Annotated in this window: 30 protein-coding genes, 1 pseudogene and 1 riboswitch; of the genes and pseudogenes, 7 read left to right on the forward strand and 24 right to left on the reverse strand. The window is 36.1% G+C overall.

The annotated features are described in order from the left end of the window. Positions 1–130: 130 nt before the first annotated feature. Together LRP81_RS09165 and LRP81_RS09170 are read left to right on the forward strand one after the other, a co-directional pair. A complete protein-coding gene (locus tag LRP81_RS09165) occupies positions 131–397 on the forward strand; it encodes a DUF3055 domain-containing protein (RefSeq protein WP_230500962.1) in 267 nt (88 codons plus the stop codon). Between the two features lie 91 nt (positions 398–488). Next, positions 489–785 (forward strand): cytosolic protein, encoded by a 297-nt coding sequence (locus LRP81_RS09170; protein WP_230500963.1) that lies wholly within the window; start codon positions 489–491, stop codon positions 783–785. Between the two features lie 140 nt (positions 786–925). On the opposite strand, the gene LRP81_RS09175 is transcribed toward LRP81_RS09170, so the two are convergent. Continuing rightward, positions 926–1,216 (reverse strand): YutD family protein, encoded by a 291-nt coding sequence (locus LRP81_RS09175; protein WP_230500964.1) that lies wholly within the window; start codon positions 1,214–1,216, stop codon positions 926–928. Between the two features lie 108 nt (positions 1,217–1,324). Between LRP81_RS09175 and LRP81_RS09180 the strand changes: the two genes are divergently transcribed. Continuing rightward, positions 1,325–1,993: a YhcN/YlaJ family sporulation lipoprotein gene (locus LRP81_RS09180; protein WP_230500965.1), complete on the forward strand. Its 669-nt coding sequence runs from the start codon at positions 1,325–1,327 to the stop codon at positions 1,991–1,993. 150 nt (positions 1,994–2,143) lie between these two features. On the opposite strand, the gene lipA is transcribed toward LRP81_RS09180, so the two are convergent. Next, positions 2,144–3,040: a lipoyl synthase gene (lipA, locus tag LRP81_RS09185; RefSeq protein WP_230500966.1), complete on the reverse strand. Its 897-nt coding sequence runs from the start codon at positions 3,038–3,040 to the stop codon at positions 2,144–2,146. 258 nt (positions 3,041–3,298) lie between these two features. Between lipA and LRP81_RS09190 the strand changes: the two genes are divergently transcribed. Further along, the gene (locus tag LRP81_RS09190; protein ID WP_399207408.1) at positions 3,299–4,210 is read left to right on the forward strand and encodes a M23 family metallopeptidase; all 912 of its coding nucleotides are present in this window, start codon (positions 3,299–3,301) and stop codon (positions 4,208–4,210) included. Between the two features lie 34 nt (positions 4,211–4,244). On the opposite strand, the gene LRP81_RS09195 is transcribed toward LRP81_RS09190, so the two are convergent. The 7 genes from LRP81_RS09195 to LRP81_RS09225 form a co-directional block, all read right to left on the reverse strand. After that, complete coding sequence (locus tag LRP81_RS09195) at positions 4,245–4,349, reverse strand: methionine/alanine import family NSS transporter small subunit (protein ID WP_230500967.1); 105 nt, start codon at positions 4,347–4,349, stop codon at positions 4,245–4,247. Further along, entirely contained in the window at positions 4,349–5,884 is a 1,536-nt protein-coding gene (locus tag LRP81_RS09200; protein ID WP_230500968.1) for a sodium-dependent transporter, read from the reverse strand. Before LRP81_RS09200 ends, LRP81_RS09195 begins: the two co-directional genes overlap by 1 nt. A 328-nt stretch (positions 5,885–6,212) precedes the next feature. Then, positions 6,213–7,778, reverse strand: coding sequence for a Na+/H+ antiporter NhaC family protein (locus tag LRP81_RS09205; RefSeq protein WP_230500969.1), 1,566 nt, complete (start codon positions 7,776–7,778; stop codon positions 6,213–6,215). A gap of 137 nt (positions 7,779–7,915) precedes the next feature. After that, positions 7,916–8,105: riboswitch (Lysine riboswitch) on the reverse strand. Between the two features lie 101 nt (positions 8,106–8,206). Beyond that, positions 8,207–9,313 (reverse strand): HD-GYP domain-containing protein, encoded by a 1,107-nt coding sequence (locus LRP81_RS09210; protein WP_230500970.1) that lies wholly within the window; start codon positions 9,311–9,313, stop codon positions 8,207–8,209. A 299-nt stretch (positions 9,314–9,612) separates the two neighbouring features. Next, positions 9,613–9,915 carry a YunC family protein gene (locus tag LRP81_RS09215; RefSeq protein ID WP_230500971.1) on the reverse strand — a complete coding sequence of 101 codons (303 nt, stop codon included), beginning with the start codon at positions 9,913–9,915 and terminating at the stop codon, positions 9,613–9,615. A gap of 65 nt (positions 9,916–9,980) precedes the next feature. Then, positions 9,981–11,348, reverse strand: coding sequence for a bifunctional metallophosphatase/5'-nucleotidase (locus LRP81_RS09220; RefSeq protein WP_230500972.1), 1,368 nt, complete (start codon positions 11,346–11,348; stop codon positions 9,981–9,983). A 16-nt stretch (positions 11,349–11,364) separates the two neighbouring features. Next, on the reverse strand, positions 11,365–12,213 hold the full coding sequence (locus LRP81_RS09225) for a DUF72 domain-containing protein (protein WP_230500973.1): 849 nt from the start codon (positions 12,211–12,213) through the stop codon (positions 11,365–11,367). A 116-nt stretch (positions 12,214–12,329) separates the two neighbouring features. Here LRP81_RS09225 and LRP81_RS09230 point away from each other — a divergent pair, with 116 nt between their 5' ends. Continuing rightward, complete coding sequence (locus tag LRP81_RS09230; protein ID WP_230500974.1) at positions 12,330–12,986, forward strand: VC0807 family protein; 657 nt, start codon at positions 12,330–12,332, stop codon at positions 12,984–12,986. Between the two features lie 76 nt (positions 12,987–13,062). Here the strand turns inward: LRP81_RS09230 and LRP81_RS09235 are convergent. The 15 genes and pseudogenes from LRP81_RS09235 to LRP81_RS09305 form a co-directional block, all read right to left on the reverse strand. Further along, positions 13,063–13,668: pseudogene (locus tag LRP81_RS09235) on the reverse strand (Ger(x)C family spore germination C-terminal domain-containing protein). A 310-nt stretch (positions 13,669–13,978) separates the two neighbouring features. Further along, positions 13,979–14,668 carry an N-acetylmuramoyl-L-alanine amidase family protein gene (locus LRP81_RS09240; protein ID WP_230500975.1) on the reverse strand — a complete coding sequence of 230 codons (690 nt, stop codon included), beginning with the start codon at positions 14,666–14,668 and terminating at the stop codon, positions 13,979–13,981. Between the two features lie 116 nt (positions 14,669–14,784). Then, complete coding sequence (locus LRP81_RS09245) at positions 14,785–15,060, reverse strand: phage holin (protein ID WP_230500976.1); 276 nt, start codon at positions 15,058–15,060, stop codon at positions 14,785–14,787. A gap of 12 nt (positions 15,061–15,072) precedes the next feature. After that, positions 15,073–15,339, reverse strand: coding sequence for a hemolysin XhlA family protein (locus LRP81_RS09250; protein ID WP_230500977.1), 267 nt, complete (start codon positions 15,337–15,339; stop codon positions 15,073–15,075). Positions 15,340–15,386: 47 nt separating this feature from the next. Continuing rightward, positions 15,387–15,575, reverse strand: coding sequence for a hypothetical protein (locus tag LRP81_RS09255; protein ID WP_230500978.1), 189 nt, complete (start codon positions 15,573–15,575; stop codon positions 15,387–15,389). Between the two features lie 14 nt (positions 15,576–15,589). After that, positions 15,590–18,292, reverse strand: coding sequence for a DUF859 family phage minor structural protein (locus LRP81_RS09260; RefSeq protein ID WP_230500979.1), 2,703 nt, complete (start codon positions 18,290–18,292; stop codon positions 15,590–15,592). Between the two features lie 26 nt (positions 18,293–18,318). Further along, positions 18,319–20,250: a phage tail spike protein gene (locus LRP81_RS09265; protein WP_230500980.1), complete on the reverse strand. Its 1,932-nt coding sequence runs from the start codon at positions 20,248–20,250 to the stop codon at positions 18,319–18,321. Between the two features lie 128 nt (positions 20,251–20,378). Continuing rightward, positions 20,379–21,095 (reverse strand): distal tail protein Dit, encoded by a 717-nt coding sequence (locus LRP81_RS09270; RefSeq protein WP_230500981.1) that lies wholly within the window; start codon positions 21,093–21,095, stop codon positions 20,379–20,381. Further along, positions 21,092–22,531 carry a phage tail protein gene (locus tag LRP81_RS09275; protein WP_230500982.1) on the reverse strand — a complete coding sequence of 480 codons (1,440 nt, stop codon included), beginning with the start codon at positions 22,529–22,531 and terminating at the stop codon, positions 21,092–21,094. Before LRP81_RS09275 ends, LRP81_RS09270 begins: the two co-directional genes overlap by 4 nt. Further along, positions 22,532–22,948, reverse strand: a complete 417-nt coding sequence (locus LRP81_RS09280) for a phenylalanine racemase (RefSeq protein WP_230500983.1) — start codon at positions 22,946–22,948, stop codon at positions 22,532–22,534. Positions 22,949–22,965: 17 nt separating this feature from the next. After that, positions 22,966–23,268: a segregation and condensation protein B gene (locus tag LRP81_RS09285; protein ID WP_230500984.1), complete on the reverse strand. Its 303-nt coding sequence runs from the start codon at positions 23,266–23,268 to the stop codon at positions 22,966–22,968. A gap of 15 nt (positions 23,269–23,283) precedes the next feature. Then, entirely contained in the window at positions 23,284–23,757 is a 474-nt protein-coding gene (locus LRP81_RS09290; RefSeq protein WP_230500985.1) for a phage major tail protein, TP901-1 family, read from the reverse strand. A gap of 12 nt (positions 23,758–23,769) precedes the next feature. Further along, positions 23,770–24,180, reverse strand: a complete 411-nt coding sequence (locus LRP81_RS09295) for a DUF5072 family protein (protein ID WP_230500986.1) — start codon at positions 24,178–24,180, stop codon at positions 23,770–23,772. Positions 24,181–24,551: 371 nt separating this feature from the next. Continuing rightward, positions 24,552–24,932 (reverse strand): ArpU family phage packaging/lysis transcriptional regulator, encoded by a 381-nt coding sequence (locus tag LRP81_RS09300; RefSeq protein WP_230500987.1) that lies wholly within the window; start codon positions 24,930–24,932, stop codon positions 24,552–24,554. 127 nt (positions 24,933–25,059) lie between these two features. Continuing rightward, the gene (locus LRP81_RS09305; protein ID WP_230500988.1) at positions 25,060–25,212 is read right to left on the reverse strand and encodes a hypothetical protein; all 153 of its coding nucleotides are present in this window, start codon (positions 25,210–25,212) and stop codon (positions 25,060–25,062) included. Between the two features lie 356 nt (positions 25,213–25,568). On the opposite strand from LRP81_RS09305, the gene LRP81_RS09310 reads away from it, so the two are divergent. Further along, positions 25,569–25,901: a helix-turn-helix domain-containing protein gene (locus LRP81_RS09310; protein ID WP_230500989.1), complete on the forward strand. Its 333-nt coding sequence runs from the start codon at positions 25,569–25,571 to the stop codon at positions 25,899–25,901. Between the two features lies 1 nt (position 25,902). Continuing rightward, positions 25,903–26,370, forward strand: a complete 468-nt coding sequence (locus tag LRP81_RS09315; RefSeq protein WP_230500990.1) for an ImmA/IrrE family metallo-endopeptidase — start codon at positions 25,903–25,905, stop codon at positions 26,368–26,370. Positions 26,371–26,606: the final 236 nt, after the last annotated feature.

Consider the following 26,606-nt stretch of genomic DNA (forward strand, 5'->3'; position numbering starts at 1 on the left):
ATCACAAAAAATAAGAAAATTGTCCCATTTTATGACTAGATACTAAAAATGTAGATTCTGTTTTATACGAACTGATGGTTTTGCTATACTAAGGGAAGAAGTTTGGAATTGGTTGGAGGAGGAACAGTAGATGGGAGAAAAATTCTTTTTATATGATGATACAGTAGAGACTCAAACAAGATTTGTTAGCTTTATGGGAGATAATAATCGCTTTGATTTAGCAATAGTTAAATCTGATCGTTATTATGGGAAAAGCCTCGTTCTAGATATTCAAGGAAATCGCTTTGCTATTATCGGCAGTGATGATTTGGACGAGCCTGGTTATTTGGAACATGCTTACCAGCTTAATGAGGAAGAAGCAGAAGAGCTTCGTTCCTTTTTATACCAAGTTGTCTAATGAATTGTTTTACCTTAACTAATAACTAAACTCATATCCCTCTTCATTCTGGGAAAAATAAGCATTATCTTAATTTGAAGGGATGGTTAATATGAGCCAGCAAGAAAAAGATAAGCAAAAAGAACAATACTCTGACTTTTCCAATGTGGAAGCGCAGCACGATTATTTAATCCCTGAAACGTTACCGGAAGGGCCATACGGTTCTCCAAGAGGAAAAGATACTCCTGTTCAAAATAAGAGTACTCCATGGCGAGAAGGTCAACGATATTACAGTGCCTTTAATTACGAAAACAAAAACCTTCATCAAGATCTTCCAAGGCAACATCCAGGTGCGCACCCGACACATGATAACAAATCAGAAAATGAAGAGCCACCACTTGGACATTAAAATGAGTTTGGATTAACCATTCTGTATAAAGTCGGTTTATAAGCTATGGTTCTTTACTTTAAACTATTTGTGAAAAAGTGTGGAGGATGCAATAATCATAAAATGGGTACGGACCAAGTTTGATCCGTACCCTCTTTATTTCATTTCGTTTCTACTGGTTTCTTTACCTTTTTTAAAACAAAATAGGCACAGCCGAAATTACAGTATTCGTATATATAGTCAGGAAGTGTGCTTATTTTTGTATCATGGGTTGATTTATTATTTTGGTCTTCAAAAAAACCACGAAGTCTCAACTGATTGTAACCCCAATCCCCCACAATATAATCGTATTTACTTAATACATCAATATATCTGGCACGAAATGTCTCCTCATTGAAACCATCTCGATTTTCTTCCAACAATTCATAGCAATGATTTCCGATACAAATCATGTGTAATCCTCCATTTCTACTCTTATTTACATTATAGACCATTCTCCATCAATTTCTAAGTCAAAATTTATAACTTATGGTCATCCTAATAGCAAGGAGGTGTTTCCATTGAGAAAAACAATGAAGTTAGTTGCTGCCTGCAGTTTATTAACTGCCCTTTCTACTGCTTGTGCTTTTGATCCTACTCCTGAAGAGCGTCAAACAAGAACTGAACTTATGGGACAAAACACAAATACTGGACACCGGTATGATATGCATAATGTTAGAGATGGCACTCATGATCAAACCCAGTTTGGATATAAAAGAGATCAAGCTACACCTGTGAGAAACTCGCAAAACAATCAAAATATTACAACTGTTGATTATGGGGAAATTGCGAATAGTATTAACAAAATGGTCATTCAACTCCCTACTATACAGGATTCCGCTACTCTTGTTACCGATCAGGAAGTTTTAATTGCCTACGAAACAAGCAGTGATGACCGTGAAATGGTGGCAGATCAGGTCAGTAAAACGGGTCTCTCCATCGTACCTCGATTTTATCATGTGTACATTTCCGATAACCAGGAGATGATTCATGAAATAGAACGTTTTCGTGCTTTAGGTACTAACAGTCCTAGAGTGGAACAAATTTTAGAAACAACAATTAATGAAATGCTCGAATCTCCTCAAGGTAAAAGTTTGAACAATGGTGAAAATGCCAATGGGGAGGCTGAAGGAGAACGTAATGAAGAAACAGAGAAAGATGATTATGGTAAACAAATGAGGAATGAATAAAAAAAGAGCCTCGTTCAGTTCCAACAAGAAATAAAGACAAAGCTGCTTCATTCACGTCACTTTAAGGCTTCGAAGGGCTAGGCGCTAGACCCGCTCAATCTTCAAGAACTTAAGAAAAGGTACAGTTTCCAAAATGGAAACTGTACCTTCTTATGCTTGAGCTTGTCTAGCTTTTGATGCTTCATTAACCTGTTCATCCGCATGATAGGAAGAACGCACAAGCGGACCTGCTTCACAATGGCTAAAGCCTTTTGTCATTGCAATTTCTTTCAGCTCTGCAAATTCATCTGGATGATAATATTTTTGAACTTTAAGATGTTTTTTAGATGGTTGTAAATATTGACCAATTGCCATAATATCTACGTTATTTGCGCGCAGGTCATCCATCGTTTGGATGATTTGCTCTTTTGTTTCACCTAACCCAATCATAATGCTTGATTTAGTTGGGATATCAGGTTGAAGTTCTTTTGCACGTTTTAAAAGTTCTAGTGAACGGTCATATGTTGCTCGAGCACGTACTCTAGGAGTTAATTCACGCACTGTTTCAATATTATGATTCAAAATATCGGGTCTTGCATCCATTAATGTTTCGATGTTTTCAAATACTCCACCCATATCTGAAGGCAATACTTCAATTGTTGTAAATGGATTCTCTCTTCTTACTGCTCTAATTGTTTCGGCAAATATCCCAGCACCGCCATCTTTTAAATCATCGCGCGCTACAGCAGTGATAACTGCATGCTTAAGATTCATTAATTTAACAGATTCTGCTACTCTTTCTGGTTCTTGCGTATCAAGCTCAGTAGGTAAGCCTGTCTTAACTGCACAGAAACGACATGCTCGCGTACATATTGCACCAAGGATCATAAAAGTTGCCGTTCTTCTTACTGCCCAGCATTCATGAATATTCGGGCACTTAGCTTCTTCACAAACCGTATTTAAATTATTTTCACGCATTAATTTCTTTAAGCCCGTATAATTTTCATTCGTATTTAGTTTGATTTTTAACCAATCTGGTTTACGTATGTACTCCTCTTTTTTAGCCATACAATCAACTCCAACTTGTCTTATATATTGTGAATGGAAAATGTCATGTTACTCCACTGTCACTTTACCAAACATCTAAGTAATAAACAAGACCAAAACCTTCCTGAAATACACTTCCATGAATTAGTATAAATGAAATAATGAAAAGTCTACAAACTAAAAACAGAAAGGAGTGAGAAGTTGAGACGTATTTTATTATGCATCATTCTGTTAGTCAGTTATCTTCCTACTTATGTGAATGCTACAGATATTGATCAAATGACTGATGAACAAATTTTCGCTAAAAGACAAGAACTATATGATAGAATGCAATCTATCACTCAAATCCCTTGGTATTACTTTGCTGCAGTCGATCAGTATGAACGGAACGTGCGAAGGGTGAGAAACGACATCCCTAAAGCAACAGGAGTAACTGGAATTTATTATAAACCTGAATTATGGGCAGGTCCCCTTAACCCAAACTCCAAAGATACCGACCCTGAAAATATTCAATTTTTCAATGGCGTCGGGCTAGATGGCAACGGTGATGGAAAAGCAGATTCTACCAATGATGAAGATGTTTTATTCACATTTGCAACTTATCTTCGTTCGTATGGGACTGATAAAGAGAATTTAAAGATTGCTCTTTGGGATTACTATCAACGTGATAAAACGGTTGGTCTAATTATGGGACACTTGAAGTTATACAGTACTTACAAAACATTAGAACTAGACAATCACGCCTTCCCACTTCCAATTCGCTCAAATTTTAGCTATCGTAACACTTGGGGTGATGCACGTGGCTGGGGTGGCCGAAGAATGCATGAAGGTACAGATATCTTTGCCAGTTACGGGGTCCCTGTCCGCTCTACTTGTTATGGAATAATTGAAATTAAAGGCTGGAACAAGTTTGGCGGTTGGCGTCTTGGAATAAGAGACATCAATAATACGTACCATTATTTTGCCCACTTGAACGGTTTTGCAAAAGATCTTGAAGTAGGACAAGTCGTTGAACCTGGTCAAATTATTGGATCAGTGGGAAGCTCAGGATATGGACCTCCAGGAACCGCTGGAAAATTCCCTCCCCACCTCCATTATGGAATGTATAAAGATAACGGATACTCTGAATGGTCATTTGATCCCTTTCCTCATTTAAAATTATGGGAACGAGGAGATCGAAGAAAACGGTAAAAGCAGTTGGCAAATAGCCAACTGCTTTACACTTTTAAACCTCTTTACCCTTCTTTATAGCCCATAGGATGCTTCCAGCAAAGCCTCCCCAAAGAATTGCCATTCCTACAATCATCATTATGATAGCACTTGTCTCCATTATTTATCGTCCTCCTTCGAAATAGCACCAGGAATATCTAAATCACCCTTCTTCCATTTAATAAATGAGAATAGGATTCCGATAACAAGTGCAGCGACTGCGAGTGATACCCCATATTGAACGACAAATGCTCTTGTATACCCATCTGCCGCACCATAAACTTCTGCTATGTTTGTTCTGAATAAATCAAACATCATATAACCAAGGACAAGTGGTGTAACTACAGATAGAGAGATTGTCCACCAATTACCTATTAGACCCTTTAATTTAATATCTGAAGAAAGATTTGCATGCTCCTGTAGTGGCTTTAATTGCTTTAAAATCCATACAATGATAACTATTTCAACAAGTCCAGCAAGGGCTATACCAAACTGATTGATGAAATAATCGGCAACGTCTAATAGATTTAATCCACCCTGTGTAGCAAAGGCTAAGGAAATAACGGCTGAGAGTCCTCCACCATAAGCAACTGCTCTATTACGTGAAATTTTGAACTTATCTTGAATACCTGCAACAAATGTTTCAACAATAGATATTAGCGATGTGAGTCCTGCTAAAACAAGTGATGCGAAGAATAAGAATCCAAAAAACTGCGGAAAGGCGGGAAATTCATTAATAATCTGTGGAAACACCATAAATGCAAGTGCTATTCCGCCTTTAACAACTTCATCCACACCGACACCTTGTTGTAATGCCATAAAACCAAGTACACTGAATACTCCAATACCAGCTAATAATTCAAATCCAGAATTACCAAATGCTGTTATAAAAGCGTTATTTGTAATATCCGATTTTTTAGGTAGGTAACTAGAATAGGTCACCATGATGGCAAAGCAGATGGATAAACTAAAGAAAATCTGTCCATATGCGGCAACCCATACTTGTCCATTTGAAAGAGCCTCCCAATCAGGTTTAAAAAATGCATTTAATCCAATATTAGCCCCTTCAAGAGTCAAAGCACGAATAACAATGATGGAAAAAATGATTACCAGTGCTGGGATGAAAATTTTATTAGCAATTTCTATTCCCTTTTTAATTCCTTTAAAAAGGACGCCAAGAGTGATAATCCATACAATGACTAATGGAATAAGCACAGATGGCACCAAACTTCCAAATTCGCCTGGAGCAGCTGCCTTTAAATAATCATTTACTAAGAATGCCTCAGGATTGCTTCCCCAACTTAAGTTAAATGAGAATATCGAGTAGGAAATTGCCCATGCAATTATAACAGCGTAATAAGTTGAGATAACAAATGAAATCGCAACCTGCCACCAACCGAGCCATTCATACTTTTTGTTCATTCTTGCAAATGAAAGTGGTGCTGAGCCACGGTACTTATGACCGATGGTAAATTCTAAAATTAATAGCGGAATACCCGCGGTTAATAGTGCGAACAGATAAGGAATTAGGAATGCTCCTCCACCATTGTCATATGCGACTGCTGGAAAACGCCAAATGTTTCCGAGCCCAATGGCCGATCCCATTGCAGCAAGTACAAATCCTGCCCTAGTACCCCATTGCGGTCTATTATCCATTATTTTTCCCCCTTGTAAAATGACTCTGATAAAAGAAAAGAAATAGTTCAAGAGTCTCAAATTTTGAATTTTCAGAGTTTTTAATATAATTATGAGAACAGTATAACGAGACTTTTGGGATGTGTCAAAAAAAGATGTTTTTCGACCCAATACGACAACATCCGACAAAAATAATGGGTATTTTTCACCATTTCTAATTATATTTCCCTATTTGCACTATTTTTAACTTATTAATTCAATATTTTCCCTAAACAAAAAAAACACCAGCCCCTTTATACTACAAAATCCAAGTAAAAAAGGGTGGTGTTTTATTTTTTTAGAATAGTATTTAATTAGCTGTTTTCATCACTCTGAAACTTAGACCAATTATTACAAAAGCAACAAGTACAACTAAAAGTCCAAGCAAAGTACTTCCTGTTAATCCAAGCACAAGGAATCCAACAAATGCCATACCAGCACTTATTAATGCATATGGCATTTGAGTAATTACGTGATCAATATGGTTACAACCCGCTCCGGTTGCAGAGAGAATCGTAGTATCTGAAATCGGTGAACAGTGGTCTCCAAACACCGCACCGGCAAGAACTGCCGCTAATGCAGGTAATAAGATCGAGATATCTGTTGCTGCAGAAATCTGTCCCGCTATTGGTAGTAATAGCGTAAATGTTCCCCAGGAAGTTCCTGTAGCCAATGCTGTAAATCCGGCAATGACAAATATGATTGCTGGAAGATATGCAATATTCATATTAGAATTTTGTACTAGCTCAGCAACATACGTACCAGTTCCTAAACCATCAATCAATCCGGCAATTACCCATGCAAAAAGTAGAATATAAATAGCCGGCAACATGGATTTAGATCCTTCTTTAAAGCCTTTGCCAATCGCACTATTAGTAACTCCACCTTTAGAAATTTCGACAAATAATAATACTAGTGATACTACTAAAGCAAACACACCACCATAAAATAAAGCAGCAGATGGATCTGTATTCTCAAAAATTCCTAAGACAGTAATGGTACCATCTATTCCAGAAACACCTGTCCAAATCATCGCACCGATTACTCCTACAAAAAGAGCAACGATCGGCCAAATTAAGTTCCCGATAGTACCTTTCTTACTTGTTGGAAGTTCTTCTGAAAGCTCACCTGGAATTGCTTTTTCAGGGTCATACAGTTCTCCTAATTCCACTGCACGTTCTTCGTGTTTTTTCATCGGTCCAATATTAAAATTAAAATAGCTAACAAAGAATACCATTAAAAGTGCAGCAAACACATACAGATTCATCGGGATAAGTTGCATGAATGCACTGAAAGCCGTTAAATCTGTGATATTTTGTCTTGCAATAACTTCTGTTCCAATTATGCCGATTATTACCGCTCCCCAGCTGGATACTGGTGCAATAACACAGACTGGAGCAGAGGTCGAATCAATTAAATAAGATAATTTAGCACGAGACACCTTATAACGGTCAGTAATTGGTCTGCTAATTTGGCCAACAGCCAGTGCATTAAAATAATCATCGATAAAAATAATGATACCTAAAAAGCTTGTTAGTAGCTTTGATCCTCTTCTTGATTTAATTTTTGTTTGAGCCCAATCAGCAAATGCCCTGCTTCCTCCAGAAATGGAGATATAAGCAGTAATGATACCCAATGTAACAAGGAATAATAAAATATAAATATTCCAAAGATTCCACTCGCTATCTCCTACAGAGTAAAACACTGCTAATGCTTCATCCCAAATCAAAGTAACCATTGTTACTGGGTTGAAATTTGCCAACATTAATGCGGCTGCTAAAATACCTACTCCAAGTGAAAGCAATACTCTTCTAGTTAGGATAACCATCAGGATTGCCAGCACTGGAGGAATTAACGAATAAATAGTTCCTTCCACAAAAAAACCCCCATTAAGCTGTAATATGTTTGACTCGGCTCAAACGAATTACATCAATGGAAGGCACTGAAAGAAAACAAAATAAAAAGTAATGATAGAAAATAACTATCATTACCGTGTAATGTGTTATCCTCCATCCGATCAGTAGCCCTCCATTACAAACCCGTCCGTACCGGTCATAATGGCAGTGTTATCCTTATTCAAGATAACCCCAGCAATACAAGTTCGACAGCTTGAATTGCTTCGGCACAGCATCCTTTCTTCTACTATCTTAGGTGTCACCCTCCAGTAGTACTACTCTTATGCTATGCAGCCTCTACCTCATCGTATGATAAGGGAAGTATATATTATTTACTAGAATACTATATCATATTTCCTAGTTTTGAACAAAGGAAATATTTCACTCATTCATATCATGACATCAGAATTTAGCTTACAGCTGCTACATTGGTTTGACAATCACAATCTACTATTGCTATATTCAAATGATCTTTAAGATTAATATCATACGTATTTTCCAATTCTTCACCCTCTTGTTCAACTATTCGGATGATTGGACGCTCTGTTAACTCTTTGTTCTGACCTACAACAAACCCTTTTCTTCCATCATTCAAGGTAACCATCAATCCGTACGGATATAAGGCTACTGATTTTCGGAAGGCTTCGATTATTACTGGTTCATATAAAGTACCTGATCCGGAATATAATACCTCTAGTCCTTCATGCGGTAGCATAGCACTTCGATAAACTCTATGTGATGTCACTGCATCAAAAACATCTGCAACCGCTAATATCTTCCCGAATAAATGGATATCATTTGATTTAATTCCCCGTGGATATCCACTGCCGTTCAATCGTTCATGATGCTGATATGCGCAATGAGCCACTAATAGCGGTATGGTTTGCATATTTCTTAAAATATCAAAGCCGTATGTCGCATGCATTTTCATTTCTTTGAATTCTTCACTTGAAAGTTTGCCAGGCTTAAACAAGATTTCATTTGGGACGAGCATTTTTCCTATGTCATGGAGGATGCCACCTAACCCTAGTATTTCTAGGTCTTTGCGAGAAAGACCTAGCTTAAGGCCAATAGACAATGAATAAAGAGTAACATTCAAGGAATGGGTAAACACGTAATTGTCGTGCACATATACATCCGTAAGCAATGTGGAAATTTCTTCATTCGATTTCATGTCTGATAACAATTTCTCTATTAGTGCTTTAAGATTCTTCGATGATTTATCTATTACAAATCTTTTACTTATTTCTTTTTCATTTTCAATGGCTTGAAACGTTGATGTAATTGTTTTTATAGCTTCTTTGCGGACTTTATCAGAAATGATGGTAGGAATCTCCATGCCATCGATCCTGCTATCTTTTATGTAGACGTAAGTAACATTCAATTGGAGGAGACGTGCTATCATGTTGGAAGTGACAGATACCCCTTCACTTAGCAGCACCCTGCCGGTATCGTTAAATATGGACTTGGCCAAAACCATCCCCGGCTTCATTTTATTTGTAGGTAATAGTCTCATAACTTCTCCTATCTTCATAATTCGACAAAATCTATACTTACTATTATAGTTGAAATTATTGGATAAAGGGTAGATATTTAGGAAGAAAATGTGAAAAAAGAAGTCACCATAAATAATCTCTTTGTGACTTCCCTTCTGTGATTAGGGCTTTTTCTATATGATTGTTGCTATTAACTACTAAAAAATCGGTTTCTAGACTTTTTAACTTTCCCTTTACATTAACTATAAGCAGGAAATGAGTCCAATTTGCAAAAGCAACAAAGTTCTTCGAAAACAGCCCTTATAATATTCGGCTTTTGCTACAACATCTTTAATAATGCCTCTTTTCCAGACATACCGACTACAATACCTATATTTTCTGCTTCCAATGTTATCGACTCTAAAGGTGCCTCTATTAACTGCTCGATCGTACGCACTCCAACAGCTCTTCCAGCAATAATTTTGCGGTCCTTGAGCTTTTCATTTAAGAGGGCTACATCAAGCGCTCCACACATGATATATCCTTTATCACTTGTAACCGCTAGAAAGTTGGTCTTTGGTAATCGTACAGTGATTGCAGTAAACGTTTGGCCATTAATAGTGATTGGTGTCATTTCAATCATTTTATGGTCACGCTCCCTTCCTATTTCAATTTATGATTAGGAATAGAAAGGGTGTGAAAAATAGGTTATTCACATGAAAATGTATGAGCAAGTACATCTCTTAGTAATTCTGGAAGATAAAACTTTTTCTCCTTTGCACGGATAATCGACGGATACATTCTTCCAAACGTGAACATATCAATGGTTCCAATCGAAATCTTGTCAGAAGAAGATAAGAATTTATCCCCCACATAGATTGCAGTTATAATTGACGTTCCATCTGCAACCGGTTCTTTGTCAAATCTTACCCCGCTAAAAGCCATTCTTCCCATTACTTCCCCGCGAAAACCAAAACCCTTTACTCTTAGTTGCTCCATTTCTGGATCAAGTGCTTGCTGGACTACTTCCCTAAATTCTTCACCAGTAAGAACTACTCGACAAGGATTGATTGGATGTGGACAAATGCGGTGCAACATCCCAAGTGTAACTTCTCCTTCTTGTAAACCATCAAGTAGAACCCCAGAGTTAACCATCCCAACGTCTGCCTCACACCATTCTTTCAACTTGTTCGCCAATACATCTGGAAAAATGGAGCGAGAAAACCACTTAACCGGAAGGGATTCTGTTAAAAAACCCACCTTTTGATTTAAGGTTTCATTTGCTTCTATTTGCATTTCTTTAATTGTCTCTACTACTTGCTTATCAGGTTCAAAAAATTCAAGCTTATGTAGCTTTGCATGTTTTTTAACCAATTCGCTTCTATCCATATCAAAGGTTAAATTCACTTCACCAATATATTGCCCGTACTTACCCGCGCCACAAACAAGAGTATTTCCAATAAATCTCCCCTCAGGTAGAACATGGTGGGTATGCCCTCCAAGTATCACATCAATATCAGGAAACCTTCTTGCAATCTCTTCATCATCAGAAATACCTAGATGAGAAAGGACAACAATAATATCTGCTTCCTGTTTCATTGAAGGTATATGCTTCTCAAGTGAGAGAAAAGGATCTTCCATCTTCCACCCTAGCAATGAATAAAAATGTTCATAGAATACAGTTAACCCAATAAACGCAACAGTTATTCCATCATAATCTTTCAATTCATAGGGCTTTGTCCAAACTGGTCTATTGCCTGCTTGTTCATAAAGGTTAGCAATTAGAATAGAAAATCTTGCTTCTTTGTATAATTCCGAGAGTTCTTTATATTCCAAAGTTATTCCTTCATTGTTTCCAATTGTCACAAAATCGTATTGAAGCAATTGTAGTAATTTAGTGTTCCCTTTTCCTCTTGTCGCCTCGGTAATAGGATGAAAGCGGTCCATATTATCACCAATGTCCACCAATGCTGTAGGGTTATCAGTCTTTTCTTTCTGTAAAAAAGTCGCCAATTTAGGATAAGCGTCAAAATGACTATGAATATCATTGGTATGTAAAATTCTGATTTGCCGCAAACTTCCTTCTCTCCCCTTAAAATAAATCGAGCTGTTTAGGTGCCAAGCCTGTATATTCGATATTTAGTAGCTCTATCAATTGTTTGGCATTTCCAGCAGCATGTCCACCAGAGTTATTGTTAAACAATACAATTATATCTTTACTTTGTAACGTAAGAGTTTCCAAGTTAGCCTTCCATTCTAGTAATTCAGAGTGGTTATAATCATACAAATAACGTACTTCTCTCCAGTCTTTACCTGGAACAGACTTTGTCCATCCATGCACATTTCGTCCATGGAGTCGTACGAGGGTATTTTCGTTAGTGGTAGCATGTAATACTGTTGGAATCGATCCTGTTCCCGCTTGCGGTTCGTCACATATGCTATGAATCCACCCTTCTTTTTCCATAAAGTCGAGGGTCCTTCCATAATATTCTGGTTGGAACCATGTTTGGTTTCGAAATTCGAGAGCCACTTTTGTGTCTCCCATCTTTATCTTACACCAGCGCAAATAATCCACATTCTCTTTCTTGCACTCGAACCATGGTGGAAATTGAAATAGTACCATCGAAAGCTTTCCAGCATCCTGATAAGGAATGATAGATTCTTTAAAGGCAAGAAACATTTCCTCCTTTGATTCAAAGGGTATTTCTCCCCTCTGATGACCTGTCATTCCCTGATAGGCTTTCACAACAAACTGAAAGCCTTCTGGCGTATCTTTCACCCATTTTTCTACATTCTGTTTCGGCTGAATAGCATAAAAGGATGCATCCACTTCTACAACTGGAAAGTGAGCTCCATATTCTTTCAATTTATCTCGCGGGGAAATCCCTGAGGTATATAAAGAATTTTGATCCCCCCACCCCGTTACACCAACATAGATCATTCGCTTCACCTCGTTCTTTTCATTTTAACATACAAGTAGTTTTTAACTCATAAATACAATTCTACTTTTTACATTTAATGGTATGATAAAGAGAAAAAGATAGGTTTGGTGGAAGGATGAAAAGTAAAACTGTTGTATGTGATTTGCTCTTTTATTTAGCACTACCTTATGTAATATGGAAGTTTGGGCAAGAACCTTTAGGTGATTATTATGCCATTTTATTATCGACTGTCCCTGGTTTTATTTATACCATTGTACGTTTTGTTGTAGAAAAGCAATTTAATGTAACAGGTATGTTTATTTTAGGAACACTGTTAATTAGCACAATGGTTGACATCCTATCTGGAAATGCCTTTGCTATGTTACAAAATTCGGTATATGTATCGGTGTTGTTTGGCTGCTTTTTTCTAGGAACCATACTTTTTAGAAGACCACTTGCGCTTTATTTTGGGGCAGATATTGCTTTTCTACAAGGATACAAACGGGATGATAGTTTAAATTTGTACAAGCAAAAAGAGATTTTGCCCGCCTTTTACCTTTTAACAATCATCTTTGCACTTCGAAGCTTTGTGGGGGCAGGGTTAAAACAATTTTTAATAAATATTTATGGTGTTGGAGGCTATGATAGAATCCTATTTTTCATGAAAATCAATGGTTGGGTCTTTGGGTTTCTTATTGCAGCAGCGTTTTTCTATTGCTCGTATAAAACGAATGTTTACTTAGAGAGATTGAAACAAAAAGAGGCTGATACAAATGAGACAGTGGCGGGATAAATCATCTAATACTATCTCTAATGAAAAAAGGAATAGATTTTCCATTAGAGATAGTTATTTATTCAACTTACGCAGATCAATTCTCCATCATTTTCAGATTTCCTTCATTTTGAATATGAACAACGACTTGTTGTTTATATTTGAGTATAGGATAGAAATCTGTACGCCATTTTCTCCATTCTTGTCTAGATAGTCTTTTTCTAAAATATTGACCTAAACCTAAAATATCTGCTCCACTTTCTTGAAGTTTAGAAAACATGTTATCTTACCTTTCTGTTAAAAGCACTTCAAGATTTTCTTTAATAATCTTTTTGGAGGGGTCTCCTCTTGTTTCTAACAAAACGAATTGAAGGTCAATAACCGTTTCAAATAACGGGATGTCATTTTCCATGCGGCTATTATAATTCATGGAATTATTAAGGATCATAACAGTAGCATTATTTAATACTTCAATTTTTCCGTGCGAGCTTTCTTTATTAAATATATTGTAAAGCAACGTTTCGTCTTCCGTTAATCGTTCCACCATTTTTCCATTTTTTATTACCGCTTCCCCTGCAAATCCACAGACTGTCGTTTTTCCTTCACCAATCATGGTGATGGCGACATCCCTTGTATAGGAATGGATGCTTCGATAGACTTGCCAAACTCTTGTCAATGGAATCTGGGGATTCCACCCGGACATTTAAGAGGGGCTCGCATAACTATGGTTAATGAGATTTATCCGACGAATATGATGCCAACGAAGAGTTTTTTAATTAAGTTCATGATGAAGACAAATAGACTAAATAAACGAATTGAATAAAATTTGATGAAAGAGTCGAATTTTGCTAGTTTGAAAGTTGAAAGATTAACAAACTCGAAGAATATTAGCGGTGTTAACAGTAGTTATTATTAAATAGGATGGCAATTATTTAATCTCTTAAAGTGGTCATAAGGAGATATATCATAAAAAGCCGTCATAACTGACAGCTTTTTTATGATATATAGTTTCTCTATCTGACACGTAACACTTGTCCCACAAAAATTGTATAGTTGCTATCAAGATTGTTCCAGTCTCTAATCTGTTGAATTGTGCTCCCATATTGCTGACTCAAGGAATAGACAGTATCTCCTTGTACAACAGTGTGATAGATGGCAGTTGTTTTCCGTGTTAACCCAAAGCTTCGTACAATCCCATTTACATGGCCACGAGCAATGCTCTCAATGAAAGAAGCCGATTTTAGCTTCGCTGCATCATCTGCATTATCAATAAAACCATTTTCAGTTAATAATGCTGGCATAGCAGATTCCCGTAGCATATGAAAGTTAGCCGTCTTCTTTCCACGATCTCTGAAGTTTACAAGCTTCATAATCTCTTCATGAATAAGATTCTGATAAGTGGTTGTTGGAGCACCTACTCCCGGATAAATAAAATCTTCATAACCAGTCCCCCCTCCTGCATTAATATGGATGGAAAGTAAGAAATCAGCTCTCCATGAATTTGCCGCATTTGTACGCTGGGTCAGTGAAACAGTTTGATCTCCTGTTCGGCTCATTAATATAGATACATCGTTATACTCATTGACAAGCATATCTCTAACACGTGTTGCGATCTGTAAATTAACATTCTTTTCTTGTAAACCATTCCCAACTGCTCCTGGATCTGTTCCACCATGACCTGGATCAATAAATATTTTTACCATGATTTATCACCTCATATTATTTTTTATGACACTTTTGATACAATGCTTGTTCGTTAGACCTAATAATTTACATTTTCCACACCTCCCCAAAAGAAAAAGCCACCTTGTAGGGCGGCTTATAAACTTGATCTTGGTAACTTATATAGTTTTGCTTGCTCACTATCACTTAAATTGACTGTAGTGGGATCCTGAACCACTCCCAATGTAGCAAACACTCCAAACAATGCATTTACTACTGCAAATCCCCAACCTTTGATTTCCTCAGTTAATTGAAAGTCTGTCAATCCTATGGCATATGCCCCTACCAACATTACCTCTATTAAAATAAATAGCTGTGCGATGAAAGAAATCACCCACAGCCTGTTAGAAAAACGCACTTTCCAGTTAATCATTTTGTTACTCCTTTATTGTTGTAAAATGGCATAAAAAATAGCCACTGCCCCACCGATAATCCCTACAATAAATGCATTGGTTATCGAACGCCGTAGCCATTTTATATCATCTTTGATTTCTGTAAGATCTTTCCGCATTTCTCCGATATCTCTATCATGAAGTAACTGTTTATCTTGTAATCGCCTAATATCATTTTTGAATACTTCGTTACATTTTTTAAGATTATTGATATCTTTTTTTATTGATTCTTTCCAGATATCCACCTTTGCCTCCTCCAATCAATTGCCCCCCTATTTAATTTATTTGAATAAATGTCCCAATCTATTTATTCTACCTGTCTTACTGGTTGATTTTCTTCCACTTTGGTAGCACTCTGCTGCTGCTCAGCTTGCTTTTGTTTTATATATGCTCTAGCAGTTCTTAATTCTCTTTGTGCTATAGCCAACTCATACTCTAATTCCTGGATGTAAAAACTTTCCTCTACTTTAACTTGCTTTGCCTGGTTTTCAATCATTTTCATTTTCCTCCTTAAACCATTTGTTCAAGCAACAATTCTAAATCTTTTACCCTTTGCTCTAAAGCAACAATTTTCTCATTATGTTGTTGAATTCCTCTCCAAGTAATTGATGTAATAGAATAAGGATCAACACCATCCTCATCTCTCATTAGTGGGTGGACCATTTCAGAAATAAATCCTACTTTTGGTTTGTCATATATACCATTATCAATATTATTATTCAAATGATAAATCTGTGGTTTAATGTCCATAATCATTCCCAATGCATCTTTTGTAAATTCCTTTACATTTTGTTTGTAGAGTATGGATGAGCCTGTTGGGAATCCTAGCGCTCTAATGTTCTGATAGGTGTTGATATTACCAGCACTTACTGCCCTTACTTCTTGGCTTGCTCCAATATATAAAATATTTGAATGCGGATTTAGCAAACTACCAGTTTTTGCACCAGACCTAAATCTTGCTGAGCCATTGACATCGAAAGTTTCTGTTGGAGAAGTTGTATTAACACCAACATAAGAATTTGAATCAGTTGACAGATTAATATGGCCTGCTGAATTAGCAATCGTCATAATAGTACTAGATGTACTGCCAAAACCTACCCAACCTCTTCTTGTATTGCCTGCATGAAATGTTAAAAATACAGTTCCATTAGCTGTTGTGTTATCCAATCTAAGTAATTCTCCCCCGCCGTTAACATGCAGATTAATTACTGGATTTACTGTACCAATGCCTACATACCCTTCTCTTGACACTGACATTCTAGCAGAATTATTAGTATAAAAATATATTTTACCAGGAGCAGTTGAATCATTATTACCATACATATTAATTGCAGAACCGGTTGTTAAACTTGTATTTGCTCTTATCTCAAGTATTTCTCTCCCTGTTGATGTATTTCTTGATAATGTCGACTTGCCACCTGATAAATCTTTAACGTGAATTAAATCAGTAAATTGAGCTCTGCCTGCTATATCAATCATATATCCTGTCTCTGGAAACGTGTTAACTCCCAAAGCTTTCTTTACTGAATCCATAAATATAAATGGAATACCTACATCAATTACTCTGGCTATTGTAACTGTTTGGAATACATCACCTACTCTAAACTCTAAGTTATATGAATTTTCTTTAGGTAGATTTAATATTGTTGGATCTACTGAATATTCCCCACCCGATAATGTTAATCCGCTAAAGCTTGTCCATGATCCCCATGTGCTTGTAGTTGTTAACTTAATTCTGTACATAGCACTTTGTACTAAGTTTTTACTTTGACTAGCAACAATTAATGGGGAAATTGTTCCCCTTATCCTCAAGGTTGTTTCATCTTCAAATCCGTATAGCCTTGATGATATAGTAGTTAATGAAGGAGTAGAATATGGTAGAACTTGAACTGTGATAGAAGCTCTTGTAGAATTGCCTCTTGAATCAATTGCATCAACAGTTAAAGTAACATTTGAGTTTGCTGTTAAAATCCCTAATGAATGTGTACCTATACCTGTTCTTGTCCAAGTATTACCATTTAAAGCTAGCCTATAACTACTTATACTTGATCCCTTTTGTGGAGTTGCAGCAGAAGTAATGTTAGCAACAACAACTGATTTATTTTGGATGACATATTGATTACTACTTGTAATTGAAACTGTTGCTGTATTGCTATCATAGTAGGCTATTCTTGAATTTGGAAATACTGGGTTAGCATCAACAACACTTGCTGTTCCAGTATTACTTCTCATTACTCTAACTTGTGCTGTACTATAGAAAGTGTCAACCTCAAAAGTCACTGTTGCTTTGTTAGCGTTAGGAGTAGCATTATGCATACTATTAATCTGTGCAGTTGATGGCGTCCATGTCGTACTTTGCCCTACCCCACTCAATGTTGCTATTGTTGAATTTCCAAATTTAATTCGTACAGTATGTGTAAAGCTAGAATTTGCTCTTGATATAGTAATAGGAACACTATTACCAATGTTAAAGTTTCTTGATGATGAAACATATGAATTATTTGGTGCCGAGACTGTACCAGTTCTTGAAACCACTCCTCCAATATTCGTGTTACCACTCTTTGTTTGAATTCGTATCCTACTAGGTGTCGAAGTTCTACCATTCAGTTGATTAAAAATATTGATAATGTCAGCAGTTGTAAAAGAAGTACTTACAGAAGTATTAATTCCTGTCCAAGATTTAATGTTTATCCATGAGCCTGACGAATTTTGTAAATCAAACCAAACATCATGCCTAAAACTTGTAGATGCTCGTGAAATAGACATGGTCATATTTGCACCAGCTGTCAAGTTGGGAGCAGATGAAATAGAACTTGCTCTTGGTATCGTATCTAAAGTTATACTTGAAGAGAACGTTTGGTTACCATAATAAGTGCCTGCTAAAGTAACATTTAAAGCAAATGAGGCCGATAGAGTTAATGATTTACTACCATCGGAATTATGGTTAATCGTCCTTGTTCGTCTGTTTAGCAATTTCTTTTGGTTAGCATTTATGGCTGGTGAAGCAGTAAAACTTGCAGAATTCCCATCAATAGTTTGTGAACCATTATTCGTTGAGCTAGAGAATACCTGGGAATATTGTGTCAGCCCTTCCCAATATAATTCCATTGTTATGGTGCTTGTGTTTGCTGCTATATTCTGAGTTGCTGACCATTCAACTCTCATTCTCCAATGTGATCCTATATTTCTATTAAAAGCACCACTTAATGCCATAAAGTACCTCCTTCCTAAAATAAGTATTATTCAACCTCTTCTGTTTGGACAAAAGCCCATCCTTTATTCCCAGCATATTCTACTTTTACAATTTTTATTGTTCCCATTGTAAATTCTTCTTTAGCACGGAACTTTTTTGACACTGTTTCATCTTCATGCAAATAAAATACTTTTTCAAATCCACCTTGTCCAGTCATGTCCCAAAAACCCGATAAACCTTGTGCATCTAAAGTGGTATAACCTAATGGCCTACCATCTTCAATCATAGATACTCTCATTCCATTCTCGTCTATTAAAAAGTGCCCTGATTCGGAAACGAATGAAGAACCGACAATCTTTACACCAAAAATATCAATAGCTTGGAGTATACCAGTTTTTATTTTATCAGCGCTAATACCTTCTGCAATTAACTCGTTAGTAATCGTTAAAGGTGTTATTTCCCTTTCCGCATTTATTGCAATAGTTTTCTCGATAATTTCTTCAGTAAAATCACTTGCTGTACCGTGTGTGTTTATTGTGCGGATACGGAAATACCATTGTTCGTTCACTTCACCTGCTTCAAATAAAATCCCACTTGTTTTACCTCGAAAAATTAAATCCTCTGGTTGTGGCTCAAATCCTTGCATTTTAGAAGCATATACTTCATAGGCAGCAATGTAACTCTCAGTAAAGTAATGCCAGTTTATTTTTATTGTTTTAAATAGACCTGTAGTTGAAATTCCAATTGGTACAGGTGGAACTATGTCTGGAAATGTTGTATCTGTTGTTTCTGTGGCAGGTGGGTTATCCCAAATTGCCGCCCTATCATTAACTTTTTCAATTATCTTTTCTACACGGTCATCTTGATCTGTTATCAATGGTAAGAACTTACCAACTTCAATAATGTCATTTCCTTCTTCAAGCAAATCTCTTTCGTATACGATTATACGAGACCGTGACTGAATAGGAGGGCTAAATTCATCATCAATAACAATGAGTGTGTCACCTAATTCGTATTTATTCTTTAAAATGATAGAGTTTAATCGATAGTTAAAAAAAGGCTGCTTTGTTTGTTGTAAGATTTCATATGTTTCCCTTAATAGTTGACTGGGGTCTTCGATTTCTGAATTTTCATATATGTCGAATATATGACGAAATGTCCCGTCACCGTTTGGTTTTCCATAGATTTCTTTTGCTTTTTCATCTCCGACCCAATCTTGACCAAGAGGTTTATCTACAGGATCTCCTTGGCTGATTGACCATTCCACACCTTTAAAGTCAATTCGTCTACTAGTATCGTTTCCTGTATCTTCTCCACGGCCATATCCACGCAACGCTGTTTTTACTTCCTGAATTGATTCGCTTCTTCCTATACTTTCTACATTATGACCGTACTCTAATCTTCCGCCTTTTTCTCCGCCACGGCGAGGTAATAAATCCACTAAACGGTCTGTAATTCTGTTACCTTCAAAAAGAACTCGGAATCGTAATTCACCACCCCATCTAGCTAGTATTTTTTCAATACAAGACAACGGGTTTTCTCGAAAAAAATTAGTGGAGTTAAGACCAAAATCTCCAACAATCCCGACTTCCCACCGTGTTCCTTCAAGTGCAAGTCCCAATGCAAATTCTGCTGTTACATTTATAGGCTGAAAGTCTTCTACATGCTCCCCACTTAATTCTCGGATTATATGTTTACATTCCGCAATTTTCTCTGCAAACTCACCATGCTTGTCTTCAGTGTCTATTATTTCAAATAAATGAAAAAAACTTTCATCATCTCGATCATGAAAGCCAATTAAATTTCCTTTTTCAATGTGTCCAGCATCTTTATGTGATGCATCAATACGAAATAAAAAAGTGTGTTCTCTATTCAATTCCTCTCTTTGTATCGCTTCTAAAACTATAGCAGTATCAGCTTCATTAGAAATCGTACATAAGTGTTCTTCCGTTCTTCCTGATAGTATTAGAAAATCCATTTTTCTCCTCCCTCCTTTAAGAATAAAAGCACCCTATAAAGGATGCTTTTAATAGTTTTGATATTTTCTATATAGTTTCTCCGTTAACGATTGTACTTTCTTATCAACTAAAATCTCTTAAATTTATTTTATAGCCATCTCTCATGAAAAATCAGATTACCATTTATTCCGCTATTCGGAGTGATTGTTATAGTATTACTCCCGGGCACAAAAACAAACCATTTTGAAGACCAATCAAGAATGACTCCACTTTCAGCATTGTTCAAGAAAACTTTACGCTTTTTAAAATCAAGCTGGATAAGATCTCCCACTAAAAAATTCCTTAATAATCTTACAGATTTACTATTGCAAGAAATTGTTATGTTATCTGTCGCGGTGTTCACATTAATGTCAAACAACGGATATGCATCTGCTGTACCGTTATTTACAACATTGAATTGATTTCCCAAAGTATATATTCTCTCTTTTCCCATCTTCTTGGAGTCTGAGCAGACGAAAGTCATTTGCCCTTTACCAATCCCTATTATTTCTTCCCAGTCCGGATCCCCATCTAAGCTTCCAAAATAGGTTTTGTCTGGTTCGTCAGAAAATGTAATTGGCACCTCTTGATGAGTAGCTAAAATATAGTTTATTTCATCCACTTTATTTCTTAGTTCTTCTAATGATTTACTCAATATATAGAAGGAGATTGGAATTACTCGTTCTTTATTTTGAGTCTTTATGAAATGGGTTCCATTCTTACCTGGCACATCTTTTCGTATAGAGGTTTGACCAATTGGTCCTCTTCCCCCAATCTCAGTAACCTTAATAAGATCCCCTAAATACGTACCGTTAAAGGTAATCATCCATATACCCCCTTACTTGATGAACCTTTCATCTTTCCAAGTTCTTCTGCTGTAAATCGTATGGTTCTTTTAACTAACTCACGACCATCTAAGGGGATAGAAACATGGAGCTCAAAGATTTCATTTTTATTCGTATTGTTAAAAGCATCTTGTTTGTCAAAAGAAAAATTATTGGAGCTCATCCTCCCAGCTTCCCTTGCATACCTCATGGAAACATCATGGGGAATTACTTGACTTCCGTTAGGTAAATGAACCAGTTCTCCCCTTCCGCCCTCATTCATGCGTGCAAATCCGCCTGCCCAATTATCTGTACCACGTTGTAGTTGCGGGATTCTGCTGATACTAACACCAGGTATCTTGTTAATTAGTCCTATAGCTGTATTAATGCCTCCAATAACACCATTTACAAATCCTTTTACTCTACTTACTAGCGTTTGCATGTTATTTCCAATGCCAGTAAAAACTCCTGAAATGAATGTTTTTAATCCTGTCCATGAAGTAGTAATTGCAGAAAACACGGTACTTATAGTATTTGAGACCCTATTCATTATTGATGAAACAATACTCCAAATTGAATTGAATACTCCAGATACTGTACCACTCAATGTTGTAATTTTAAGCCCAATGGATGTTATGGAGTTATTAATGAATTGCCTTATATTAGAAAAAATAAAAGTAACAACAGCCGAAACTTTAGTCAATATTGAAGAAATAATTGTCCAAATCGAATTAAATACCCCAGAAACTGTTCCGCTCAAAGTTACAACTTTAAGGGCTATGGATGTTATAGTGTTACTAATATATTGCTTAATAGCTTTAAAAATTGCAGTAGCAACGGCCAAAGCCAGAGTAAAGTTAGCTGACAAAGATGATATAAATGATGCTATGTTTGCCCCTAGAGCTAAAACCCCATTTCTAAATGTCTGACTTTTTACCATTGCTATTCCAAATGCAATACCCAACGCTACTATTGCTGCAACAATTAATCCGACAGGACTTAATAACAGCGGAAGTAAACTTCCTAATGCCCCAAAAATTTGCAATAAAGAACCAACCATTGTAATCATAGGACCAATTTCTCCTAGAAATGTTGAACTTATGACAAGTGTATTTACAACAATCTCCTGCATTGCAGGAGATAATCCTTCAAATATTGTATTAAAACCACCCATTATACTTGGCAAATCGTTAAATGCTTCTCCAATCCCTTCACTCATCTGAGTAGCAGTATCGTTAATTTCTCCAAAACTATTATTAAGTTCTGCAATAGCTGGTTCGGCCTCCAGAGCTGGAACTGTAATCATTTTTTTTAAATTTTCACTTAAAGTACTAAGAGATTTTCCAAGAGTTTCAAAATTTTTGCCTACAGATTTTAATTCACCATTTACATCTTTCTTATCAGTTACTAGTTTAATTTTCAGTACATAATCTTTCACTTATTCCCCTCCCTTCTTAAAATCTTTAAATCCTAACTTCTCATAAACCCTATCCACCCAACCTTTACCATTTTTATTTTCCATACGTGAAATGGCTTCAATAACGTTCTCGTTATATTCTAGGTCAGCTTTAGCTTGTTTTTTAGGGAAAAGGTCTATGAATTTTTTTCCCTTATTTCTCCTTGCATTTGCTACCCCATTTAAGACAGCGTTTCTTGTCCAGGTGGTGGAACTTATAAATTTATTCTCATATTCTTTACTAATAAAGAGCTTTTCTAAGTTTGTAAGCTGACTGTAATCCTTTGGAGACAGCCCAATGTGAACAACAAAAAAAGCTAACTCCTTTTCTTCTAAAAAAGGTTCAGCTAGCTTTTTCAAACGTAAATCATTTGGAGTTTCTTCTTGATCGTTAGGCAAGTTACTTTCAACTAGCTCTAACGGAACATAAAACCCACATCGCGTTGCAGTTTTTCAACAATAGCAGCGTTTACGGTTGCAAGTCCGTTTTCTTCCACAACCTTTTCAAACATCTCCACAGCTTTCGATTGTTTAACTGCTTCTTTTGTTTTCTCTTCTACAAGTGCCAATGAAAAAAGGTTTTCTAAAACGTTATATGGCATAAATCCATCACCCTTAGCAATTTGACCTAGGATACTAACTTTTGTGACGGTTTCAATCGTTTTTATATTTTTTGAATTATATTTTAGTGTATAGACTGTATTATTTACTGTAAACATTTGTTGTTACCTCCTTTATAAGCTATCCGGTTGTGAATTATCTTCTAAATCTACCAAAGCTCCAGTTCCTTGAAGTGAAGCAGTATACGTTACAGCATCATCGTAGGGGGCTTCTATTGGATAGCTTTGAAGAATTGCCAATCCACCAAACATATCCGTCTCCGTCTTTTGGTTAGTAACTTTAATAAGAACTGGGTCGTCACCCTCAAAGATTTTTTTCAGTAACTTGTGCGAGTCATGACTTCTTACATAGATCCCATCGTTATCAATAGACCATTCCTTAAATCCTCCCAGAAATTCCTTCCAGCCATTTGAATCCTTTGAAGTTACCTCAAATGTATCCTTGTCACGATTAATAGTTAATCCTTGTTGTCCAGCGACTGCTAGTAAACTATTTCCGTCTGTGCTCCAGATGGAAAGGACGATATCCTTTCCAGCAATAGCCTTATTTAAATTACTTGATAAATTTTGATATAGTGTTTCACTCATATTTTTTTCCTCCTAAATTTTCATTTTGTATCCATAAAATACTGATATGTTATATCCAATAATTGATCGAGTTGTACCATTTGTTTCATCGAAAGGTGGCTGAGCTCCAATAGGAGTTTGTGAAAGGATTTCATAACCCTCTGGAAGCATAATATGTTCAGCCATTGCCTTACTTACATTTTGAACCAATTCAAAATTTGGTTCTGATTCACTAGCACCTTCTTCTACTGCATGAAGATGAATGGTATACATTTCTTTATACATCGTTGTATGATCCTCAGGTAATTGCCCAGCAAAAACAACCTGATAATATGGTGCAACCGCATCTTTCGGAACGACATCAAAACATCTTAGTCCTGTGTAAACTTCTACTTTGTTTTGCACAGCAGCCAATATCTCCATAAAGGATGGCTTTTGCAGCAATAGAATCACCTCCCTATTTTTGCTTATCTTGAGGTAAGCAAAATATATTTCATGTAACTAAATATACCTCCTTTACTTTTTTAATTTGTTTTTAGCTTGAGTGAATCCCACACACAAAATGAGAGAGTCTTATTCAAAGCTAATCGCAAAATAAAATAAATAGGAGTGCTCTTAACTCCAACCCCGCCTCAACCTATGCAAACTAACGCTGCTAAGGATTTCTCCATCAGTTAATCGAGTACATCATTGATATGGGAAAGGATGCGTCTCCCAGGAATATTTACTTCCTGAGATAATATTATAAAAATCTCCGTAAAAAAAAGGCAGCAACTTTGTCTGCCTTTTTGTCTTGAATTTGTCCTTTTTTCGTATTAAATCATTCCTAATGATGAAGCTATTTGAAATATGGCAGCTTTTTTCTTTTCATAGTAAGGAGTCTTTTGTAACCCGAGTTCCATGTAAATATTTATATCATTTTGACGTTCCGGAGATAAGTATTTCATTTCTATAATCTGACGTTCTGTCGAGTCCAAGCTTTTGTTAAGTGCTCTTTCCATATGAAGGACTTTTAATTGATTCTCTTTATCCTTTTCCAATAGTTTTGGAAAGATGTTTTCGGATACTCCATTCTTTTCAAGCTCCATCTTGTTTTGTTGCCTAACTTTAAGTGCCTTATAGATTTTCAATTCTTTCACAACTAATGCGCAGACTTTTTTCTCATCTATATCTGGAAATAATGATAATTCAGACATCCTAACTCCTCCAATATTATAATTTTTTTATTTAGCGTTTAGTAGATACCATCCTAATTATTTTGTTTTACTAATAATTCTCTATAAGTATCAAAGTCACCAACAATGATTTATTCTTTTAATTACATTACTTAATTGTGTCCGTTCTTTCCTGCTGAAAAGAATTAAATTCTATTTCTAGTTCATTAATGGAAAGATCTCTTAAAATTCTCCCATCCCTTGCTTCATACACTCCATGTAGTGCAAGCTTATGAAGCATTACTAGTCTCCTTAGCTCCACCAGATGCCTCCTCTAAATATAAAATTTTTTTACTGTTTAATCATCTCTTGGAAGTAGTTTCGTATTTTTACTGTTTACTACTTTGTCCATTTTAATATTTAAGCTATTAATTCTGTTAATTTCCTTAACATAAATTGACCTAAATTAGCTTAAATGCTATTATCAAAATATAGCTAATTAAGACTAAAATAGCCTGTAATAACACATTCCACCAATGGTTTAAATTGTATTTTTTGTATTTATTAGCTAATAAATAGCTTATGAACAAAGTTTATTAGCGTTTTCGCTAATTGTCAATACAATAATAGCGAAAAAGTTATTCTTGTTCCTCAAAGCTTCGTGAAAGGTTGATATTAGTGGGTTTAATAAGAAAGATAAAATTACTTTGCGATGAAAAAAAAGTAACTTTTGCAGAAGTTGAAAGGAAAATTGGAATTTCTAATGGACAGATACGTCGCTGGGATAACTCTTCACCTAAAGTCGAAAACGTTAAAAAGGTGGCAGACTTCTTTAATGTATCAACTGACTATCTTCTTGGCCGAACTGAGTACAAGCATTTGGATGAACCTATTACAATTGCAGCTCACCACGTTGGAGAAGAATGGACAGAGGAAGAGTTAGAAGAAATAGAACGTTTCAAAGATTTTGTAAGAACGAAAAGAAAAGAACATCCACAGAAGGGGAAATAATATGCACTATGAAGCGTTATTAAAAGAAGCTCAGGATTTCGTCTACGTATACGAAAAGCCATTACATGAAAATATAAAAGGACTCCAAGCTGACAATGTCATATATATCAATAAAAACCTACCGACACAAATAGAAAAGGTTTGTATTTTGGCAGAAGAAATAGGACATTACCACACCAGTTACGGGAATATATTAGATCAATCTTCCATTCCAAACAAAAAACAAGAGTTGCGAGCTAGGCAATGGGCTTACAAAAAGCTTTTCCCATTGAGCAAAATAGTACAAGCACATAAAGCGGGGATTAGAAATAAATATGAATTAGCTGAATATATCGGTGTGACCGAGGAATTTTTACAACTAGCATTAACACGTTATCAGGACAAATATGGTGATACTGTCCTAATTGATGGAGTAACTATTTGCTTTGAACCACTCGGAGTAGTGGAATGGTTAGATTTTCACCATTAAAAATTTTTAACACGAAACAGAACATTTGTTCTTTTTTGTTGAAATAATAGTGGATTTCTTTTTGCTATATCAGTAATGTCGTTGAGGTTTAATAAAAGCATGAAATTCTTCGATAAATCGAGTAGGAGGGGGTGACTAACCCCCGACCTCTCACACCACCGTACGTACCGTTCGGTATACGGCGGTTCAATTAAAGTTGACGTAAACTTTCATATCTTGCATATAGACTTTTGAGC

Source organism: Sutcliffiella rhizosphaerae (genome assembly GCF_917563925.1).
Taxonomy (GTDB): Bacteria; Bacillota; Bacilli; order Bacillales; family Bacillaceae_I; genus Sutcliffiella_A; species Sutcliffiella_A rhizosphaerae.